The sequence below is a fragment of the Bacillus sp. 2D03 genome (genome assembly GCF_003946765.1).
Classification (GTDB): domain Bacteria; phylum Bacillota; class Bacilli; order Bacillales; family Bacillaceae_G; genus Bacillus_A; species Bacillus_A cereus.
In genome coordinates this window covers 1-15,759 of the sequence record NZ_RPSJ01000022.1, presented here as the reverse complement: position 1 = coordinate 15,759, position 15,759 = coordinate 1, and the positions used below count along the sequence as shown (strand labels likewise).

The following is a 15,759-nucleotide window of genomic DNA, read 5'->3' as shown; positions in this document are numbered from 1 at the left end:
TCTCCCTCGCATCGGTCAGAATTTTCAAAAATCTATTTAAGGTTATTGTAAGGTAAATGAAAGTGACATGAAAGACTAACCGTTTAATATACAGATATGAATTAAAGAAGGAGGCATTATCACATGAAAAAACTTGTTGGAATTGCGTTAGCAGCTACCATTGGAATTGGAGGTTTAGGAACTTTTACTACTACTAAGACTCACGCTGCAGTAAACAATCAAGAATCAACAAAATCGGTTTATCAAGTATCTGACGTGCAAGGTGAATTTATGCATATTAAAGTGGGGAAACCTTGGTCAATGACGCCAAGCGGAAAACAATACAAATATGTCTTATTTAGTGAAAACAAAATTTATGTAAACCCTAAAACTGGTGTAGTAACAGCATATGAAGAAGGAGCAGCTGAAGGCAGAGTACTCGATAAAAATGGAAATGTTGTTGCTATTTGGTATATCACGGCTTTTAAATAATGAAGGATTAATTTTACAAGGTCGAAAAGAGCATCTTTAAGTTTATTATGAGAGTAGTAAAAGAATTTCAATACTTGTAATTACCCTAAAATAAAAAAGCTTATCTTTTAACACGGAATGATAAGCTTTTTTATTATTTTTTCATTTTTTGTTTTCGGAAGTATTTCTTTAAGTTGATAGTAATGCGGTGCTATTCCATCACTATCTACAACTTTATAGTATCCCAAAACGGAAACAACGGGTTGCATTTATATAATTAGGTTTTGGAGAATTGATCATTTTGTTTAGAGATACTTTACGATTTTAACTTGAATGACATATAGTGTTATTTTTAGCATTCTAAATAATCGGGTTCAATGTATTTTTCTGTTTCAGGAGAGCTTTTAATTTCTATAGGATATTTCTTAAAAGCTACAACAGTAATCCTATCTTCTTGAACTAAACTTCTGGATTCATTTATAGAAGAGAAACCTGTTCGCGTTAAAAAATTGTATAAAGAGGATTTTGTCATCCAAAAACTAGTAACGTTGTCTAATGATGCCCATTTTGATTTTAAACGTTCTTCTATTGATGAATTAGCAGAGTGTTCTAGCATTGTGTGTCCCTTATATTCATAATTCTTATAAAGTACTGATACATTAGGAGTAGAAGTGATATGAGTATCAATTATTACAAACCTTTTGCATACTTCATACACTTTTTCTAAAAAGGGGAATACATCTGAGCAGTCTAAATGATATAAAATACCAGAGCATAAAACAATATCAAAATGACCATATTTTTCAGCACTTAAATTTCTTACATCATCTTGATAAAAAGTTAAGTTTTCCAACCTTAATAAATCTTTAGCGAATATAGCTTTTTGTATGTTTGATTCTCTTCCTTCTATCCCTACAACAGTTGCTCCTTGCATTGCAAACTCAATAGCGTAATGCCCCTCTAAACAAGCTAAATCTAAGATTCGGAGATTTTTAAAATCACATTGTGTGATATCATGAATCATTGTCACAATTTTTTTTAACGCAGGATTTGGTTGTCGAATATCTCTTGTATATAGAGTATCCGTTAATTTAATATCATAAGCGGTCCATTCACCATATTTACGAATAATGTTTTCTTTTTCGAGAACAAAATCTTTCATGATACAATTCGCCACCTTTAACATAATATTATGTGTAATGTATACCTTAATAAGATCAATATATGTGTGTATAACTTGTATTTAGACGAAGGTAAACATTTTAATATGTTTTAATCCAAACAAGAGAAGATGATTCATGTGAAACAATTTACTAAATTCCTCTGACATTTTTAGTTATGTTCCTAGCCAATTTAGCGAACTATTATTTTATCCTAGTTATGTAATAATAAAAGCCTTCCTAATTATAGGAAGGCAACACTCTAAAATGAAAACATATATTTGATACTAATTAAATTACCTCAAACTGATAATATACACTTTTTCCATTTTCCCTAGTTACTTTAACTTCAGCAAACCCTTTACCAATGACATCCATCCTAACCATTCCATCGTCTTGTAATGTAACTTTTACAACTTTTTCTCCACCTTTTATTGTATGCTTTGCTGCAACTCCCTCCTCAACCCTAGATTGACCAACACGCCAACAGTCACTGCACTTTTTTTGGCTCTTAGATGTCATTTCATTTTTTACATGTACACTGTTAGTAGATGCATCAGCAATACCATTTGTACTCAAAAAAATTAAGGAAGTTACTAAACCTATTCCCAGTTTCTTTAACATTATTTCATCCCTCCTGTGTTAAGTTACACTTTTATCTTAAACTGAGATTCTTTCAGGTAACTTTCATTTACCTTACAATAACCTTAAATACCTTTCTTTAGATATCGAATTCTTTGGAAGAAAGAATTCACATAGTTTATATTGATTTTTTAAACATGGCCATGTTCAGGTAAAGGTTGAGCATGTTTTCCATGTGGATTGGCCCTACATTATTAGCTATATGTACCTTTCAGTTCATTTTCTGTTATTAGTTCATGTGTTAAATAGATCAAATACATAATGACTGGGAGAATTAGATAACTAGCAGTTTTACCTTTATCAGCAATTAGATGCCTTGCTTCGACTAGAATCACTTTTATTATTAACAGAATCTCACTAGCTCAAATGTAATAATTTATGAGTATAAGAATATTTTCTGAGCTTAAATATAATATAAAATTAGTAGGGAGCTTATTTCATGAAAAATGTTAACTATTAAAGAATTAGAAGTGATTATATGAATAAATTATTACTATCGTGCTTATTAGCTGCATTCTGTCTAAATATCGCAGGATGTTCTAATGATATGACTATACTAAAGGATAGTTCTAAACCTTCAACACCTACGAAGGCTAAATGCATTAATAAAGCGTGGTACAAAAAACATATGTCATGTAGTAGGTTATGATAAAGGTCATAAGGCGAAAATTTTATATAGTAATCATAATATAAATACGTTGTAATTAATTGTTCTATATCTACCTAAAAAGAATTTCAATGATGGTGGTCTTGTTTATATTGGTGAGATTGTACTAGGATAATAAAATAGATTTAACTGTATGGCGTCGGATGGTTGGTTGCTGTCCTTTCTCTTTTTAATGTAGAGGGAAAGGAGGTGACTCCTATGATGGAATATTTACTGTCTTTGCTACAGGATTTGTTGAAAGTATTTTTGACAATTCTTGTTACCGATTATGGAAACAAACTGGTGAGTAATATTAGCAAAAAACGTAAAAGAACCTCCCTACGCCGTCGGAAGCAAAAGGGAAGTTCTAGAAAAAGAAAATAACTTTATTTAGTAACTACCCGCCTTACGACAACAGTTACCAGAAGAGATGTATCGAGCATCTCTTCTTTTATTATATACCCAAGATATTACTGTAATACTACTGTAGTAATAATTATAACAAATGAACATAAAAAATCAATGAGTAATGGACAAAAGAAAAGGCACCCTAAGGTGCCTTCTTCCGACTTGAGCAATCCTATAGTAATGCGATGCCGATTAATAAAATAATTTATATAAATAATTGGCTATATCTTTATGTACCTTAACTGATATAATGTATAAGGAAATTATTGGTTAATGAATAGCATACATATATTAGGGAGGTACATAAGTCATGGAGTTAATAGTTTCTTCATTTGTATTAGTGGTAGTATTCTTTATTCTTTCGATAGTTTTAAGTGGTAAAGGTCAGCGAATAGCAAAAGAAGTTTTAAAAGAGCTTATTAATGGTCCTGAGGGGAAAATGTTGGTAGGTTTTTTTGGAACTTTAGCAGTTATAGGAGTAATTTTTGTCATTTGGCTTTTATTGAACTAAGCATTCCGGTTACTCAGGCTGATACAAGGTGCAAGAAAATTACTGGATAATTAAAGGTACATATATATTAGGAGGTACATAAGTAATGATAGATATAATATTCTCATTTTTCTTAGTGGTTACTTATTTCATTATTTATCTTTTTTCAAGTGGAGAAAAGAAACAACAAGCAAAAGAAAATCTAAAAGAAGTTATTACAGGTGCGGATGGTAAACTCCTATTAGTTACTGTTATGGGAATTCTAATCATGGTAATCTGGTTATATTTTTATGGTTTAGGTTTATGAATATAAACTAAAATCATATCCAAGTATACGAGATAATGGTTCACCTGGGAAGTATGCGTATTATGGTGGAGAATAGGACACTGGTGGTTTTTTTGGAGAAGCTAAATGTGTTATGAAACTGATGAATCGGATAATAGGTAGTATATAAAGGTCTTATCTTTTTATAGGAAGATAAGGCTTTTTTATGCATAAAGAAAAGACACCCAAAGGTGCCTTTCTCCGACTTATGAATCAAATTTATATTTTGTTCACTTTATTCAGTATGGTGATGATGCCTTTGTATAGCAATAGAACCAAATCACGCTAATACTTAACGTAAGTTTTGATTCCGTTGCTACACAGACCACTATATCCTCTCTAATGACTGTAGTTGCATTGTCAAATACTAAAAGTATAACATCCATTTATATTGTTTTAGGGATTTTATTTCCTCGTATTCCCTCATTTTCTTTTAAAATATCGCTTTCTTCATGCCAGCCTTGTCCATGAACTCAACAGCTTTGATCTTCCCTGCCTTCCATTCCTTGCTTGTTATCCTCTTTCATGTACCAAGCATTAGAATTGAAACCTTTGAGATTACTGTTTCCTTAACCGCAAAGAAAACGCTAAACTTCATATATACTTTTGAGGATGTTCTGTAATACTAATTGGTTTTTATGATAATTATTCATAAGTGGATAATTCACTACGGACCTCGTCTATTGTATCTCTAGCACTTCTTAACGATTTTAAACATTTGCCTAATTTCGCTAAGTCTGTTTGGCTCGCAGCATCTCCATAATTGTCTATAACAAATTGCAAGTTATCCATCGCCTTTAAAATAGATGAATGTAGACCCTTTAATTCTGTTGGGGGTTCTACATATCGTACACTTGAGATGAGATAAGACATTTTATAGAAAACATCGCCTACATCTGAAACCCATGATTTGTTTATAGTACCCTTAATTTCTGCATCAGCCTCTAAAATGCTAAATCGGTTAGCCACATCAGATAGGTCCTTTAAATAATCATTCATAACCCATGCATAATGCTGCTTGTCTAAATGTTTATAATCACTTGTTTCGGCTCTTTGCTTTACTTCTTTTTGATTTCCTATATTTTTTTCATCTGCGGTTAATTCCTCAACTGCTGCTGTAATGGCTTTTATACCTTTTTTGCTACCAACAAGAGCGTCGATAGTTAAAATACTACAGATAAAAATCACAAACATGGCAATCCACTTAGCCCATTTCGGCATAAAAAAACTCCTTACTTGATATATTTCTCCTAAATTATAATACAGGATTAACGCCCATTATAAACCACTATGTCTCTTTACCTAATACCTTACGTTCTGTTTTCCCAAAATCGACATCTTTAAGTAAATCTATATCATGCCGAAAACCCATTTCCAAAAACATATCATTAAATTTAAATATAACACTATAATGTTTTTATATCAATAATATTTTCCCCAAACCAAAAATCATTCATAGCCTCCCATTAAACCTAATTTATATATGATAAATAAAAAAGAGGATCGCCCCATAGTAGAGCAGATCCTCTCTTTCACTTCACATACACATAGGCTTCGTTTGCTGTTATATAATATGTTTTACCTTTACTATTGTGCACTCTATATTGTGGTGAATTATTTACAATTACCTTTGCATCAATAATAAATCCTAAACCCATATTTACAATACCAGCAACATCTCTATCCTGCCAAGATGGAGAACCATAGAAACGTAAATTATTTACTTTTGAAATAACTCTTTTACCAATTACTGTAGCATATTCATTACCTTGGTAACGAATATATGAAGAATCATAATAAATCCATTGGTTGTCACCAAGATATAACCAGTTTCCTAATTTACCCCATACTTTATAAGCCTCACCTTTTTGTAGCTTACGAATAACACTATTTTCTGTTGATGGTCCAGAGCGGAGATTTACATTGTATCCTTCAATATATGCAATACCATTCGACTCTACTGTACCAGATATTTCATTTGGTTTTTGTAATTTGGTATCCACTGTAATCGTGCTCCCACTATAAACCTTTAACACGTCTGCTCGGAACTTAGCCTCAGATACGCCATGACTACGAAGATAATCTATTGGATCTTCATGGTCTGTCCCACCTAATTTATACGTAATATCCCTATGTGTCCATAATCCTTTAGAGGGATGAATATTTCGTTCTCGCAAGATTTCCCCAATTAATTCTATATATTTTTCATATGAACGTTTAAATTTCAATGGATCACTTGTCTCACACAATTCCACATGAACAAATCTAGCATTTGCTGCTGGACCTGCCCCCCATGCCTGATGTTTTGTAGATGCAATTTGAATCTTCTCATCCCAATCCACTGCGTAGTGAACAAACGCTGAACGCCATGTACGAGACTCATACTTTTGAATATTAATTGCTGGCGCCTCTGGGGTAGCTGTAGAATGTGCTACAACACCTTCATAAGCTCCAACACCATAACGGTATGGTTGTTTTGGTAAATCAGGAATAAATAGAATTCTATCAGCAAATACATTTGTTTCAATTGATAATACTAAAATAATAGCAACAACTATGGATAAAATATGCTTGTATTTCTTTTTCATTTTCTATCGGCATCCCTTTTTATAATTTTTGTATGGTCAAATAATCCACTAGCTGACAATCCGATAATCATTCCTTGAAATAGATTCATTTTAATATCTTGAGACAAAAATAAAACACCTAGCGTAATGCCAAGTGTTAAATTAAATAACGGAATATATTTTGTTTGCAGTCCAGTTGTTTTTGCAATTTGTGAAATCCCTACAACAACCCCAATCATTGCTGTAATTTCAATCATTACATACCTCCTCCTTTCAAAAAGAAGGTAAGAGCAGCTCCAATTAGTCCACCAATAATAAGGCGTAGGATCCAAGTTGTATTAGCACTGATTTTGTCTAATTGCTTATTAATATTAATAATGTCCTTTTCATTACCTGTCGTCCGCATTTCTAAACTTCTAATCTCTAATCGTATTTCCTTAATATCTTGCCTTATTTCCTGAACATCACCCTTCACCTCTTGTAAACTATCCATTTTACCACCTCTTTCCTACTTCTTATTTAATTCAACATAAACAAATTACGCACTAAACTACTCCTTTTATTCTTGAATCGATACATAAAAACAACTTAGTATAGAACACTACTGACATTTTCTATTTCCAATCATACTCCAATCCAAAAATTAAATAGCCACTCATACGAGTGACTCTAATTCTTTAACCTTATCTCACATCAAAATGTTCTTCTTTTACCCATGCATTATTTCCAATCGCCAAATAACCATCTTTTCGTGCCAAAATTCTATATGGAACAGACCCGTCTACAAAGCCTGTATAATTTCCGTTAGGACCATCATACGTGTTAATACCGCCACCTGGTGGATATTTTGAATAAGCACTGAACCATTGCACATCGAAATGTTCCAGAGCAGCCCATGCCTCGTTTCCGAGACAAATCATAGGATTTTCATACCACGCTGCATCTATAATAAGATACGATGTTTTATCATAAATCACCCTCGTAAAATATCCTCCTTGCGGTTGGCTATATAGATTAATCCCTCCATTATTCGGATATTTATTTACAGCAATTCCCAGACCTACTGGCTGTATTGGTTTATTATTATTGTTGTTAAATGCTTTATTTACCTTCTCAATGAATTGATCCAATCTTCCCTCGTCAAGCATACGGTGTGGACAATGTTTCCCACTCCACGATTTATGTGTACGTACATTACTAATTGGAATGTTGAATTGTTTCATTAACTGAGCTATAACAATTGCTGCATTATCTTCCGCCTTATAATATCTATCCCCACCGCTTAAAGAATAGCAAATTTCCACTCCGATGGATTTACGATTACCATTTCCGTTACCATCACCAGCATGCCAAGCATTACGATCAAACGGAATACCTTGTACTGCTTCTTTGTCATCTACTGCAACATGGAACGAAACTGCATTATTATTTCCAATCATATAAGAAATTTCATTTTCAGCTGATGCATCATTGTACGTATTATGTACTGTGATGAATTCTGGCTTCATTGCATTGGGACATTTTATAGCATATTTACTTGAATCCACTAATTTTTTTCTAATCTCCATTACTGAACATCTCCTTTTTATTCTCTCGTTTTTATTACTTAAAATTCTCACTGCATTATTTAGTACATCTAGTAACCTAATCTCCATACGGCCAGCATTTTCTCTAATAAATTCCTTGTCTTCACCTGCTAAAAAAGAAAAAGAGCAACTGTTTATCAGTTGCTCTTCCTTTAATTCCTCTCTACACTCCTACACCATCGTTTTAAACGAATTCATAGAAAAGTATCACACTGCTTCTTCCATTTAATTTGATATTTATAGATTTCAAAATACTATCTCACATTAAAGTGTTCTTCTTTTACCCATGCATTATTTCCAATATCAATATAACCATTTAGTCGTCCAAAAACTCTATATGGAACAGATCCATCTACAAAACCTGTATAATTTCCGTTAGGACCATCATATGTGTTAATACCACCGCCTGGGGGATATTTTGAATAAGCACTAAACCATTGCACATCAAAATGTTCCAGAGCAGCCCATGCCTCGTTTCCTAGACAAATCATAGGATTTTCATACCACGCTGCATCTATAATAAGGTACGGTGTTTTATCATAAATTACCCTCGTAAAATATCCTCCTTGCGGTTGGCTATATAGATTAATCCCTCCATTATTCGGATATTTATTTACAGCAATCCCCAGACCTACTGGTTGAATTGGTTTATCAGTATTGTTACCACCACCATCTTTACCCAAGTGATCTAACGGATTCACAGCATTACTTTTACTCGCATTCCAACGTCCTTTATGCAATTCAAAATGTAAGTGTTGGCCACTAGAATCCCCCGTGTTTCCCATAACTCCAATAGTTTGTCCTTGTGAAACATAATCACCTTCGTTTACTGTTCGAGAACCACTACGCATATGAGCGTATACAGTTTCCCATGTAACTCCATCAATTGTATGCACAATCATAATACATTCACCATAACTAGATGAAAAATAAGAACGACTAACTTGACCGCTAGCCGCTGCATAAATAGGGTGATAACCTGCTTCAGCAAGGTCTATCCCATGGTGATCTGGTCTGCTGCCTCTAAAACCACTTGTTACTCTCGTTGTATCTGTAGGATAAATAAATTTTGTCATATTAGTCTCCCTTTCTATTTTTACACCATTTAAAAAAGGTACTTAAATGAGCACCTTCGTTCACTGTCTATATTTATTATTTTTTGGATATATTTTAGTTGTTCAAATTTTAAGATGAACAGAACGAAAAGCTATCCTTCATTATTTAACATTAAAATGTTCTTCTTTTACCCATGTATTATTTCCAATATCTATATAACCATTTAATCGTCCAAAAACTCTATATGGAACAGATCCATCTACAAAACCTGTATAATTTCCGTTAGGACCATCATATGTGTTAATACCACCGCCTGGTGGATATTTTGAATAAGCACTAAACCATTGCACATCGAAATGTTCCAGTGCAGCCCATGCCTCGTTTCCTAGACAAATCATAGGATTTTCATACCACGCTGCATCTATAATAAGGTAAGGTGTTTTATCATAAATTACCCTCGTAAAATATCCTCCTTGTGGTTGGCTATATAGATTAATCCCCCCGTTATTCGGATATTTATTTACAGCAATACCCAAGCCCACCGGTTGTATTGGTTTATTGTTATTACCAGCTTCATCAAAATCTACATATTGCTTAACAATTTCAGAGTAGAAGAAATTCCCTCCATTTTTATATCGGTAGCCACCATTGTATGCAATGGCAATAGGCTGACTATACTTGACCATAGCACCAGTTGTATTACCAAGTGATGGCGCAACAACCGTTTTAGAATACTGATCTGCCACCGGTAATGAATGTTGTTTATTGTTAGAAGCTAACCAGCGAAGGTAAGCTCGTCCAAAATTATATGATTGAACAATGGCACTTAAATCTGTAATGCCATTTTTCTTTGCATCATCAAAAGCTCCTTTTAGATGCTTTACTCCATAATAAATTGAATCTTTAGGATTTTTAATTGTATTCATCGCCCAACCTTGTGATTCACTGGACTGCATAATATCAGGTGTTGTTTCAGAGTTTCCTCCACTCTCCACCATAATAATCCCAAGTACATAGGGAACTAATTCAGACACACCTTGTGCTGAACATTCACTTTCTACCATTGATTGCCAACGTAACACTTGTTGTGGCAGATTCTTTGTTTTAACTGAAGCAGCTAATATACTCATTACTAAATCTCTCCTTATTTTCCTATTATTTTTTCTATAAAACTCTTAATCTACTAAGTACCTCTAACACTTAAATGAAAAATTTTTTTAAAATTACTTCATGTTGCTCACCTTCTTTCACAACAAAAAGAGCAACCATAAAAATAGTTGCCCTTTCGTCGAAATCTTATATTACTACTATAAATCACTTTTTCAATACTTTCTGTACACTGCATGTATCCTACAAAAAGGTAACATTAAAACCCATCTACAAACTTGACAATCTTTTTTATTTCAGCATGTTTTCGACGAATATAGCCTGTACTATAATGTAATTCAAACGCTATTTGTTCTAAAGTCATTCCATCAACATACTTCATTTTGAGAATTTGATGATCTAATCCTGTAAACTTATTAATTAAAATCTTTAAATCAAATACTTCATTGATCTTATGTCCTAATTCATATTCAATCACTTCAATCCGATCTTCTACTTTAGCCCCTTCTGATTCAGCAGTTATTCGTACATTTTGCAAGTCCCCACTAGTCCAGCGCTTTAACTCTGCTTTTGATTTGTCTAAGTTATATTCTAAATATGCAATTTCTTCTTCTAGTTTCTGATAATCTTTGAGCCAGTCAAACATATAATAATCCCCCTACTTTTCTTTATTTAAATCCTGCTTTTATTTTTATCACGAAAGATAAGCTAACCTTTATTATCAATTTAATAAAATTTATAAATATTAATTATGATTTATATTTTTTTAATAAAGTTTTTAATCTCTCACGCTCTTCTTCAATAGTTAACTCATTATTTTTTATAGGCTGCTCTTCTGGAATATCTTCTTTTTCATGTAACCATTCTGGTACCATTTCATTTCGATTGGTATTCCCTGACCCAAATTGTTTTTTATTCTTACCAAGATCAAACTGTGCATCTAGCATAGCTACATCCTTGAGTGTTTTTACCTTTTTGGCTTCCCAATTTTTAAGAATCCCACGTACATATCTCCACTTTGGTACATTTTCATCAATTGATCTATTTACTGCTTCCCCAATTAGTTCACTACCTAATGATTCACAAAATGCACCAAGCTCTATAATTGCTATTTCACTTAATGAAATTCTATTCTTCATCAAAAATTGATGACTTATTTTAAAATCTTCATTTGTTAATTTTTTTGAGAGTAAACTTTGTTTATTATCATGAATATGATTTATATTTTGTATATCAGTATTTAGTTCTTTCGTACTTTGTATATTAGTATTTAGTAGCTTGTGATTATCCACCGGTAGGTTACCAGCAACAGGTTTTCCAGCAGGTGGGTTTTCCACTGGTGGATAATCATCCCCTGGGATTTCGTAAATAATTGTCTCCCATCTAACAATTTTGTTTTTTTCATCTCTAACAGGAAATCTTTTAATATATCCGTACTCTTTTAATTCCTGCATTCCAGCTCTTAAGCTATTAATACCGTCTTTTGCATGTTGCGATAATTCTTCTCTATAAAACACCCAATCATCTGGAAGTGTAAGTATGTAAGCTAATATTCCTTTCGCCTTCCAAGAAAGCCTCTTATCCTTTAGACCGGTATTATTAATAACGGAATAATTATTATCTTTTTTTACTCGAAAAATCCCCATATTATCTACCTCTCATATTTTCAAACCTTTTTTACTTACTTATTGCAACCTTTAACTTCCTCATGAAAAAATCTACTTTCCAGACTTATTAAACCAAAGCGAGACCAAAAAGAACTTAAAGTTCGATTTATTACTAAAAAAAATATCATCTACACTCTTATCAAAAAACTGTGCAACCTTCCTAGCTTTCTCCATTGATGGCGTTCTTTCTTTTTGATCAATCATTCGAATATAGCGTTCAGTTACTCCGCAATAGCTAGCCATTTCTTTATATAAGTTTTTTTTCGGATCGTACATTTTATTTCCCATTATCACACCTCCATAAGAACAATTAGTTCTAAATAAAGATTAAAGAACTAATTGTTCTTTGTCAATGCATAAAAGAACTTTTTGTGCTAAAATGAATTCGAAGAGAACAATTAGTTCAATTAGAGAGGTGAACGATGTGATAGGACTTAGAATAAAATCCTTACGAAAAAAAGAGAATTTAACTCAAAAACAACTGGCAGAAAAAATCGGCGTATCCCAAAGAATGATAGGTTACTACGAATCAGAAGAGAGGTTCCCTCCACATGATGTTTTAACTAAATTAGCTGATTGCTTTTCAGTTTCAGCTGACTATTTACTTGGTCGATCTGTTACAGGCGAACCAAACGAACAAGTAACGCCAAAAGATGAGAAAGATATAGCAAAAAGAATGGAAGAAATAAAGAAAGATCTACAAGGGGAAGATGGTTTAATGTTCTCTGGTGAACCTATGAGTCAAGAAGCGGTAGAGTCATTATTAGATGCGATGGAGTACATTGTAAAACAAACAAAAGTAATCAATAAAAAATACGTGCCTAAGAAATATCGTAATCCAGACGATAACTGATGCAAGCTTAGGAGGGAAAACATTGAAATTCGTCATTAGAGATCTAGTCCAACAACTTTGCACCAAATACAACACGAAAAACCCCTATGAGCTTGCAGATTACTTAAAAATACATGTACTAACATGGGATTTACATGAAGAAATAAATGGTTTTTATAAATATGAAAAAAGAAATCGTTTTATTGTTATTAATACTAATTTATCTCCATCTATGCAGAGAACTGTTTGTGCCCATGAATTAGGACACGCGGTTCTACATACTCATGCAAATACACCTTTTCTGCGTAAGAATACATTCTTTTCCGTTGATAAATTAGAGATAGAAGCAAATACGTTTGCTGCGCTTTTGTTAATTGACCAAAAGACCATTCAGCGTGGTGATACAAAAGCATGTATAGCATACAAAAATAATATTCCTGTTGAACTTTTGGAATTTTACAAGCCTTGCTAAAGGAATTAAGATGTTTTAATTGTTGGTTCAAACGCTGACGAGAAAAAGAGAGTGCTCCATCTTTAAAGCAAAAGAAATGAAATAGTATCTATTGTTTAAAAAATCTATACAGTTAAAGCATATAAAAAAAATGCACCTCTAATTGTTAATTATGTGTCTAACAATTGGGGTGCACTTCAATAACAGTAGGTCTTTTTCAAAAAATCAATAAGCCCTAATATTGTCTATCCTTCACTGTACGAAAATCAATACACTACTTAAATATTACTTTCCTTGTACAGAAATTCCTAATACATAGTAATCTGGATGTAGAGTAACTACAGACTCCCCAGGTTTTACCCACTGTAGAGGACTTACATTTAATTCTACGCTATGATTATCTTTTTCAAAACGATTGATATAATCCTTATCATTTTTTACAAAACTATCAATTTCTTTTTTTAATTCTGGATTTGGATTTACTAATCTATCAATCTCTTTATCAAGAGTGAAATTCGGATTTATCATATGCATCCAGTTTTTCGCTAGCTCAACAGTTGATTTGTCAACGACAAACATGAAATAGAAGTTATCTTCATCCTTCCCAACAAACGAAAATGAACCATGAGAGTCAATCATTCTTGGTAAATTAGGAGTATATAGATCAATTTCTGATGCTACATATCTATATCTGAAATTCGCATTATACTTCTTATTTACTTCAGTAACAAGATTTTGACCTTGTTTAGAAATAGATCGCTCTCTTACAGATGAAATTTCAATTGAATATCTATCAAAGAAAAAATCATCTGTCACTAACGCATTGGGAATACCTATTGGCGTTACCCCTGGTTTTGTCTCTGGCTTTGGCTCTGGTTTTGTTTCTTTTTCAACTGCATTAATAGAGTTATATAAGAACTGACTATACGCTTCACGTGTTACAAACATTTTTGGAGAATACATATTACCTCCAGTACCAATTGTAACCCCATTTTCCTCTAATGCACTAATTGCACCGTAAGACCAAGAATTTTTATCAACATCTGCAAATTTTGTTGTTTTCGTTGCCTTAAATTTAAAAGCATTTGTAAGTGCTTGTGCCATTTGTTCACGAGTTAAAATATCATCTGGACCATACTTTCCATCACCAAATCCATTTACAAATCCTGCTTTAGCAAGTGCTAAGATTTCTTTTTCAAACAAATGTCCTTTAATATCAGTAAACGGATTTTTGAAGCTAGCATCTGCATCTGCTGGTTTTAGGTACATATAAATCATTCGAGCAACTTGCCCACGAGTTACATTGTCACCAAAGCCAAAGATATTATTTCCGTACCCTTGCACTACTTTACGATTTGTTAAATCATAAATTGCTTTTGTAGACCAGTGATTTGCTGGAACATCTTTAAATGTTGTATCTGCCTGTACATTTGATAAAGATGTTAAAGTTGTTGCTGCAAGTACTACACCTGTTAAAATCATTTTTTTCATTTTCATGCTATTTCCCCTTCTTCTCCTAATTATTTTTACGAATCAAAATATACTTTATTTTCCAACGTAATCATAATAACACATATACATTATATTTATATATATTTATTTATTGTTTTTAATGATAAAAATACTAATCCCTACAGAACACTATAGACTAAAAAAACTCTTCTTGCCTATAGAAGAGTTTTTACTACATTTTTACTGTTAAATAGCATTTTCCTTTATTTTAACGAACTTCCCGAAAGAATTCTCCTTCCTCAAGCGTGTGAAGGGCGTAGCCCAACGATAGGTGGGAGATGAATTTCGGTTTGGCGTAGCCAAAAGGTTTTCCTTTTTATTTTGCCTCTGATATAATCAGTCTTATAAATTATAAGGGCTGGTATATAAATGAAATTAGATAGTAATAACCATTCAGTATTCTTGTTATATTATCACCTTGTGTTGGTCGTGAAATACAGAAGAAATGTGTTTGATGATGATATGTCAGACTATGCAAAAGAGATGTTTGTTCGACTATCTGAAAACTATAACATCACGTTAGTTGAATGGAATCATGATGTAGACCACGTTCATATTTTGTTCAAGGCACACCCTAATACAGAAATGACAAAATTCATCAATGCTTATAAAAGTGCAAGTTCTCGACTTATTAAAAGAGACTTTCCACAAGTGAAAAAGAAACTTTGGAAAGAGATGTTTTGGTCAAGAAGTTTTTGCTTGCTAACTATTGGTGGTTCGCCAATAGACGTAGTAAAAACATATATTGAAAATCAAAGTGAAAAGTGAGGTGAAATGATATGACAAAGCAGAATAAAGCATATAAATTCCGTTTGTATCCAACAAAAGACCAAGCACATCTTATGCATAAAACCTTCGGT

The 15,759-nt window shown here is 32.8% G+C and carries 21 protein-coding genes; 8 read left to right on the top strand and 13 right to left on the bottom strand.

The window, feature by feature from the left end:
• The first annotated feature begins 123 nt into the window (after positions 1–123).
• Positions 124–471 (top strand): hypothetical protein, encoded by a 348-nt coding sequence (locus EBQ15_RS29270; protein ID WP_000737460.1) that lies wholly within the window; start codon positions 124–126, stop codon positions 469–471.
• A 331-nt stretch (positions 472–802) separates the two neighbouring features.
• Here EBQ15_RS29270 and EBQ15_RS29265 read toward each other — a convergent pair whose 3' ends face one another.
• A complete protein-coding gene (locus EBQ15_RS29265) occupies positions 803–1,612 on the bottom strand; it encodes a class I SAM-dependent methyltransferase (protein ID WP_000651393.1) in 810 nt (269 codons plus the stop codon).
• A 289-nt stretch (positions 1,613–1,901) separates the two neighbouring features.
• On the bottom strand, positions 1,902–2,234 hold the full coding sequence (locus EBQ15_RS29260; protein ID WP_000914231.1) for a hypothetical protein: 333 nt from the start codon (positions 2,232–2,234) through the stop codon (positions 1,902–1,904).
• A gap of 883 nt (positions 2,235–3,117) precedes the next feature.
• On the opposite strand from EBQ15_RS29260, the gene EBQ15_RS31340 reads away from it, so the two are divergent.
• From EBQ15_RS31340 to EBQ15_RS29250, 3 genes are all read left to right on the top strand, one after another.
• Positions 3,118–3,282, top strand: coding sequence for a hypothetical protein (locus EBQ15_RS31340; protein ID WP_164514047.1), 165 nt, complete (start codon positions 3,118–3,120; stop codon positions 3,280–3,282).
• Positions 3,283–3,616: 334 nt separating this feature from the next.
• Positions 3,617–3,817: a hypothetical protein gene (locus tag EBQ15_RS29255; protein WP_000420484.1), complete on the top strand. Its 201-nt coding sequence runs from the start codon at positions 3,617–3,619 to the stop codon at positions 3,815–3,817.
• Positions 3,818–3,902: 85 nt separating this feature from the next.
• A complete protein-coding gene (locus EBQ15_RS29250; protein WP_000565399.1) occupies positions 3,903–4,103 on the top strand; it encodes a hypothetical protein in 201 nt (66 codons plus the stop codon).
• A gap of 663 nt (positions 4,104–4,766) precedes the next feature.
• On the opposite strand, the gene EBQ15_RS29245 is transcribed toward EBQ15_RS29250, so the two are convergent.
• The 10 genes from EBQ15_RS29245 to EBQ15_RS29200 all read right to left on the bottom strand — a co-directional run bounded on the left by EBQ15_RS29245 (position 4,767) and on the right by EBQ15_RS29200 (position 12,392).
• A complete protein-coding gene (locus EBQ15_RS29245) occupies positions 4,767–5,342 on the bottom strand; it encodes a hypothetical protein (RefSeq protein WP_001127276.1) in 576 nt (191 codons plus the stop codon).
• 311 nt (positions 5,343–5,653) lie between these two features.
• Positions 5,654–6,709, bottom strand: coding sequence for an N-acetylmuramoyl-L-alanine amidase (locus EBQ15_RS29240; RefSeq protein ID WP_000731445.1), 1,056 nt, complete (start codon positions 6,707–6,709; stop codon positions 5,654–5,656).
• Positions 6,706–6,945, bottom strand: coding sequence for a hypothetical protein (locus EBQ15_RS29235; protein ID WP_000570185.1), 240 nt, complete (start codon positions 6,943–6,945; stop codon positions 6,706–6,708). Before EBQ15_RS29235 ends, EBQ15_RS29240 begins: the two co-directional genes overlap by 4 nt.
• Positions 6,945–7,181: a hemolysin XhlA family protein gene (locus EBQ15_RS29230; RefSeq protein ID WP_000377827.1), complete on the bottom strand. Its 237-nt coding sequence runs from the start codon at positions 7,179–7,181 to the stop codon at positions 6,945–6,947. The genes EBQ15_RS29235 and EBQ15_RS29230 overlap by 1 nt, the downstream gene beginning before the upstream one ends.
• Positions 7,182–7,371: 190 nt before the next feature.
• Positions 7,372–8,256 (bottom strand): peptidoglycan recognition protein family protein, encoded by an 885-nt coding sequence (locus tag EBQ15_RS29225; RefSeq protein WP_000405796.1) that lies wholly within the window; start codon positions 8,254–8,256, stop codon positions 7,372–7,374.
• A 272-nt stretch (positions 8,257–8,528) separates the two neighbouring features.
• Positions 8,529–9,350: a M23 family metallopeptidase gene (locus EBQ15_RS29220; RefSeq protein WP_000159988.1), complete on the bottom strand. Its 822-nt coding sequence runs from the start codon at positions 9,348–9,350 to the stop codon at positions 8,529–8,531.
• 141 nt (positions 9,351–9,491) lie between these two features.
• Entirely contained in the window at positions 9,492–10,460 is a 969-nt protein-coding gene (locus EBQ15_RS29215) for a lysozyme family protein (protein ID WP_000025080.1), read from the bottom strand.
• 236 nt (positions 10,461–10,696) lie between these two features.
• Positions 10,697–11,083: a hypothetical protein gene (locus tag EBQ15_RS29210; protein ID WP_000460735.1), complete on the bottom strand. Its 387-nt coding sequence runs from the start codon at positions 11,081–11,083 to the stop codon at positions 10,697–10,699.
• 103 nt (positions 11,084–11,186) lie between these two features.
• On the bottom strand, positions 11,187–12,083 hold the full coding sequence (locus EBQ15_RS29205) for a DnaD domain protein (protein ID WP_000510878.1): 897 nt from the start codon (positions 12,081–12,083) through the stop codon (positions 11,187–11,189).
• A gap of 72 nt (positions 12,084–12,155) precedes the next feature.
• Complete coding sequence (locus EBQ15_RS29200; protein ID WP_000527102.1) at positions 12,156–12,392, bottom strand: helix-turn-helix transcriptional regulator; 237 nt, start codon at positions 12,390–12,392, stop codon at positions 12,156–12,158.
• A 136-nt stretch (positions 12,393–12,528) separates the two neighbouring features.
• Here EBQ15_RS29200 and EBQ15_RS29195 point away from each other — a divergent pair, with 136 nt between their 5' ends.
• On the top strand, positions 12,529–12,957 hold the full coding sequence (locus EBQ15_RS29195) for a helix-turn-helix domain-containing protein (RefSeq protein ID WP_000579788.1): 429 nt from the start codon (positions 12,529–12,531) through the stop codon (positions 12,955–12,957).
• A gap of 22 nt (positions 12,958–12,979) precedes the next feature.
• On the top strand, positions 12,980–13,408 hold the full coding sequence (locus tag EBQ15_RS29190) for an ImmA/IrrE family metallo-endopeptidase (RefSeq protein WP_000673778.1): 429 nt from the start codon (positions 12,980–12,982) through the stop codon (positions 13,406–13,408).
• A 264-nt stretch (positions 13,409–13,672) separates the two neighbouring features.
• Here EBQ15_RS29190 and EBQ15_RS29185 read toward each other — a convergent pair whose 3' ends face one another.
• A complete protein-coding gene (locus tag EBQ15_RS29185; protein ID WP_016090274.1) occupies positions 13,673–14,884 on the bottom strand; it encodes an S-layer homology domain-containing protein in 1,212 nt (403 codons plus the stop codon).
• Between the two features lie 384 nt (positions 14,885–15,268).
• On the opposite strand from EBQ15_RS29185, the gene tnpA reads away from it, so the two are divergent.
• Positions 15,269–15,667 (top strand): IS200/IS605-like element ISBth16 family transposase, encoded by a 399-nt coding sequence (tnpA, locus tag EBQ15_RS29180; protein WP_000762755.1) that lies wholly within the window; start codon positions 15,269–15,271, stop codon positions 15,665–15,667.
• Positions 15,668–15,678: 11 nt separating this feature from the next.
• Positions 15,679–15,759: helix-turn-helix domain-containing protein (locus tag EBQ15_RS29175; protein WP_164514458.1), on the top strand; the 81-nt coding region annotated here is incomplete at its 3' end.

Coding starts and splice junctions, on each gene's coding strand:
- EBQ15_RS29220 (WP_000159988.1), bottom strand. CDS start 9,350: ATGACAAAATTTATTTATCCTACAGATACAACGAGAGTAACAAGTGGT.
- EBQ15_RS31340 (WP_164514047.1), top strand. CDS start 3,118: ATGATGGAATATTTACTGTCTTTGCTACAGGATTTGTTGAAAGTATTT.
- EBQ15_RS29240 (WP_000731445.1), bottom strand. CDS start 6,709: ATGAAAAAGAAATACAAGCATATTTTATCCATAGTTGTTGCTATTATT.
- tnpA (WP_000762755.1), top strand. CDS start 15,269: ATGAAATTAGATAGTAATAACCATTCAGTATTCTTGTTATATTATCAC.
- EBQ15_RS29230 (WP_000377827.1), bottom strand. CDS start 7,181: ATGGATAGTTTACAAGAGGTGAAGGGTGATGTTCAGGAAATAAGGCAA.
- EBQ15_RS29250 (WP_000565399.1), top strand. CDS start 3,903: ATGATAGATATAATATTCTCATTTTTCTTAGTGGTTACTTATTTCATT.
- EBQ15_RS29185 (WP_016090274.1), bottom strand. CDS start 14,884: ATGAAAATGAAAAAAATGATTTTAACAGGTGTAGTACTTGCAGCAACA.
- EBQ15_RS29265 (WP_000651393.1), bottom strand. CDS start 1,612: ATGAAAGATTTTGTTCTCGAAAAAGAAAACATTATTCGTAAATATGGT.
- EBQ15_RS29245 (WP_001127276.1), bottom strand. CDS start 5,342: ATGCCGAAATGGGCTAAGTGGATTGCCATGTTTGTGATTTTTATCTGT.
- EBQ15_RS29255 (WP_000420484.1), top strand. CDS start 3,617: ATGGAGTTAATAGTTTCTTCATTTGTATTAGTGGTAGTATTCTTTATT.
- EBQ15_RS29260 (WP_000914231.1), bottom strand. CDS start 2,234: ATGTTAAAGAAACTGGGAATAGGTTTAGTAACTTCCTTAATTTTTTTG.
- EBQ15_RS29200 (WP_000527102.1), bottom strand. CDS start 12,392: ATGGGAAATAAAATGTACGATCCGAAAAAAAACTTATATAAAGAAATG.
- EBQ15_RS29225 (WP_000405796.1), bottom strand. CDS start 8,256: ATGGAGATTAGAAAAAAATTAGTGGATTCAAGTAAATATGCTATAAAA.
- EBQ15_RS29205 (WP_000510878.1), bottom strand. CDS start 12,083: ATGGGGATTTTTCGAGTAAAAAAAGATAATAATTATTCCGTTATTAAT.
- EBQ15_RS29235 (WP_000570185.1), bottom strand. CDS start 6,945: ATGATTGAAATTACAGCAATGATTGGGGTTGTTGTAGGGATTTCACAA.
- EBQ15_RS29215 (WP_000025080.1), bottom strand. CDS start 10,460: ATGAGTATATTAGCTGCTTCAGTTAAAACAAAGAATCTGCCACAACAA.
- EBQ15_RS29210 (WP_000460735.1), bottom strand. CDS start 11,083: ATGTTTGACTGGCTCAAAGATTATCAGAAACTAGAAGAAGAAATTGCA.
- EBQ15_RS29270 (WP_000737460.1), top strand. CDS start 124: ATGAAAAAACTTGTTGGAATTGCGTTAGCAGCTACCATTGGAATTGGA.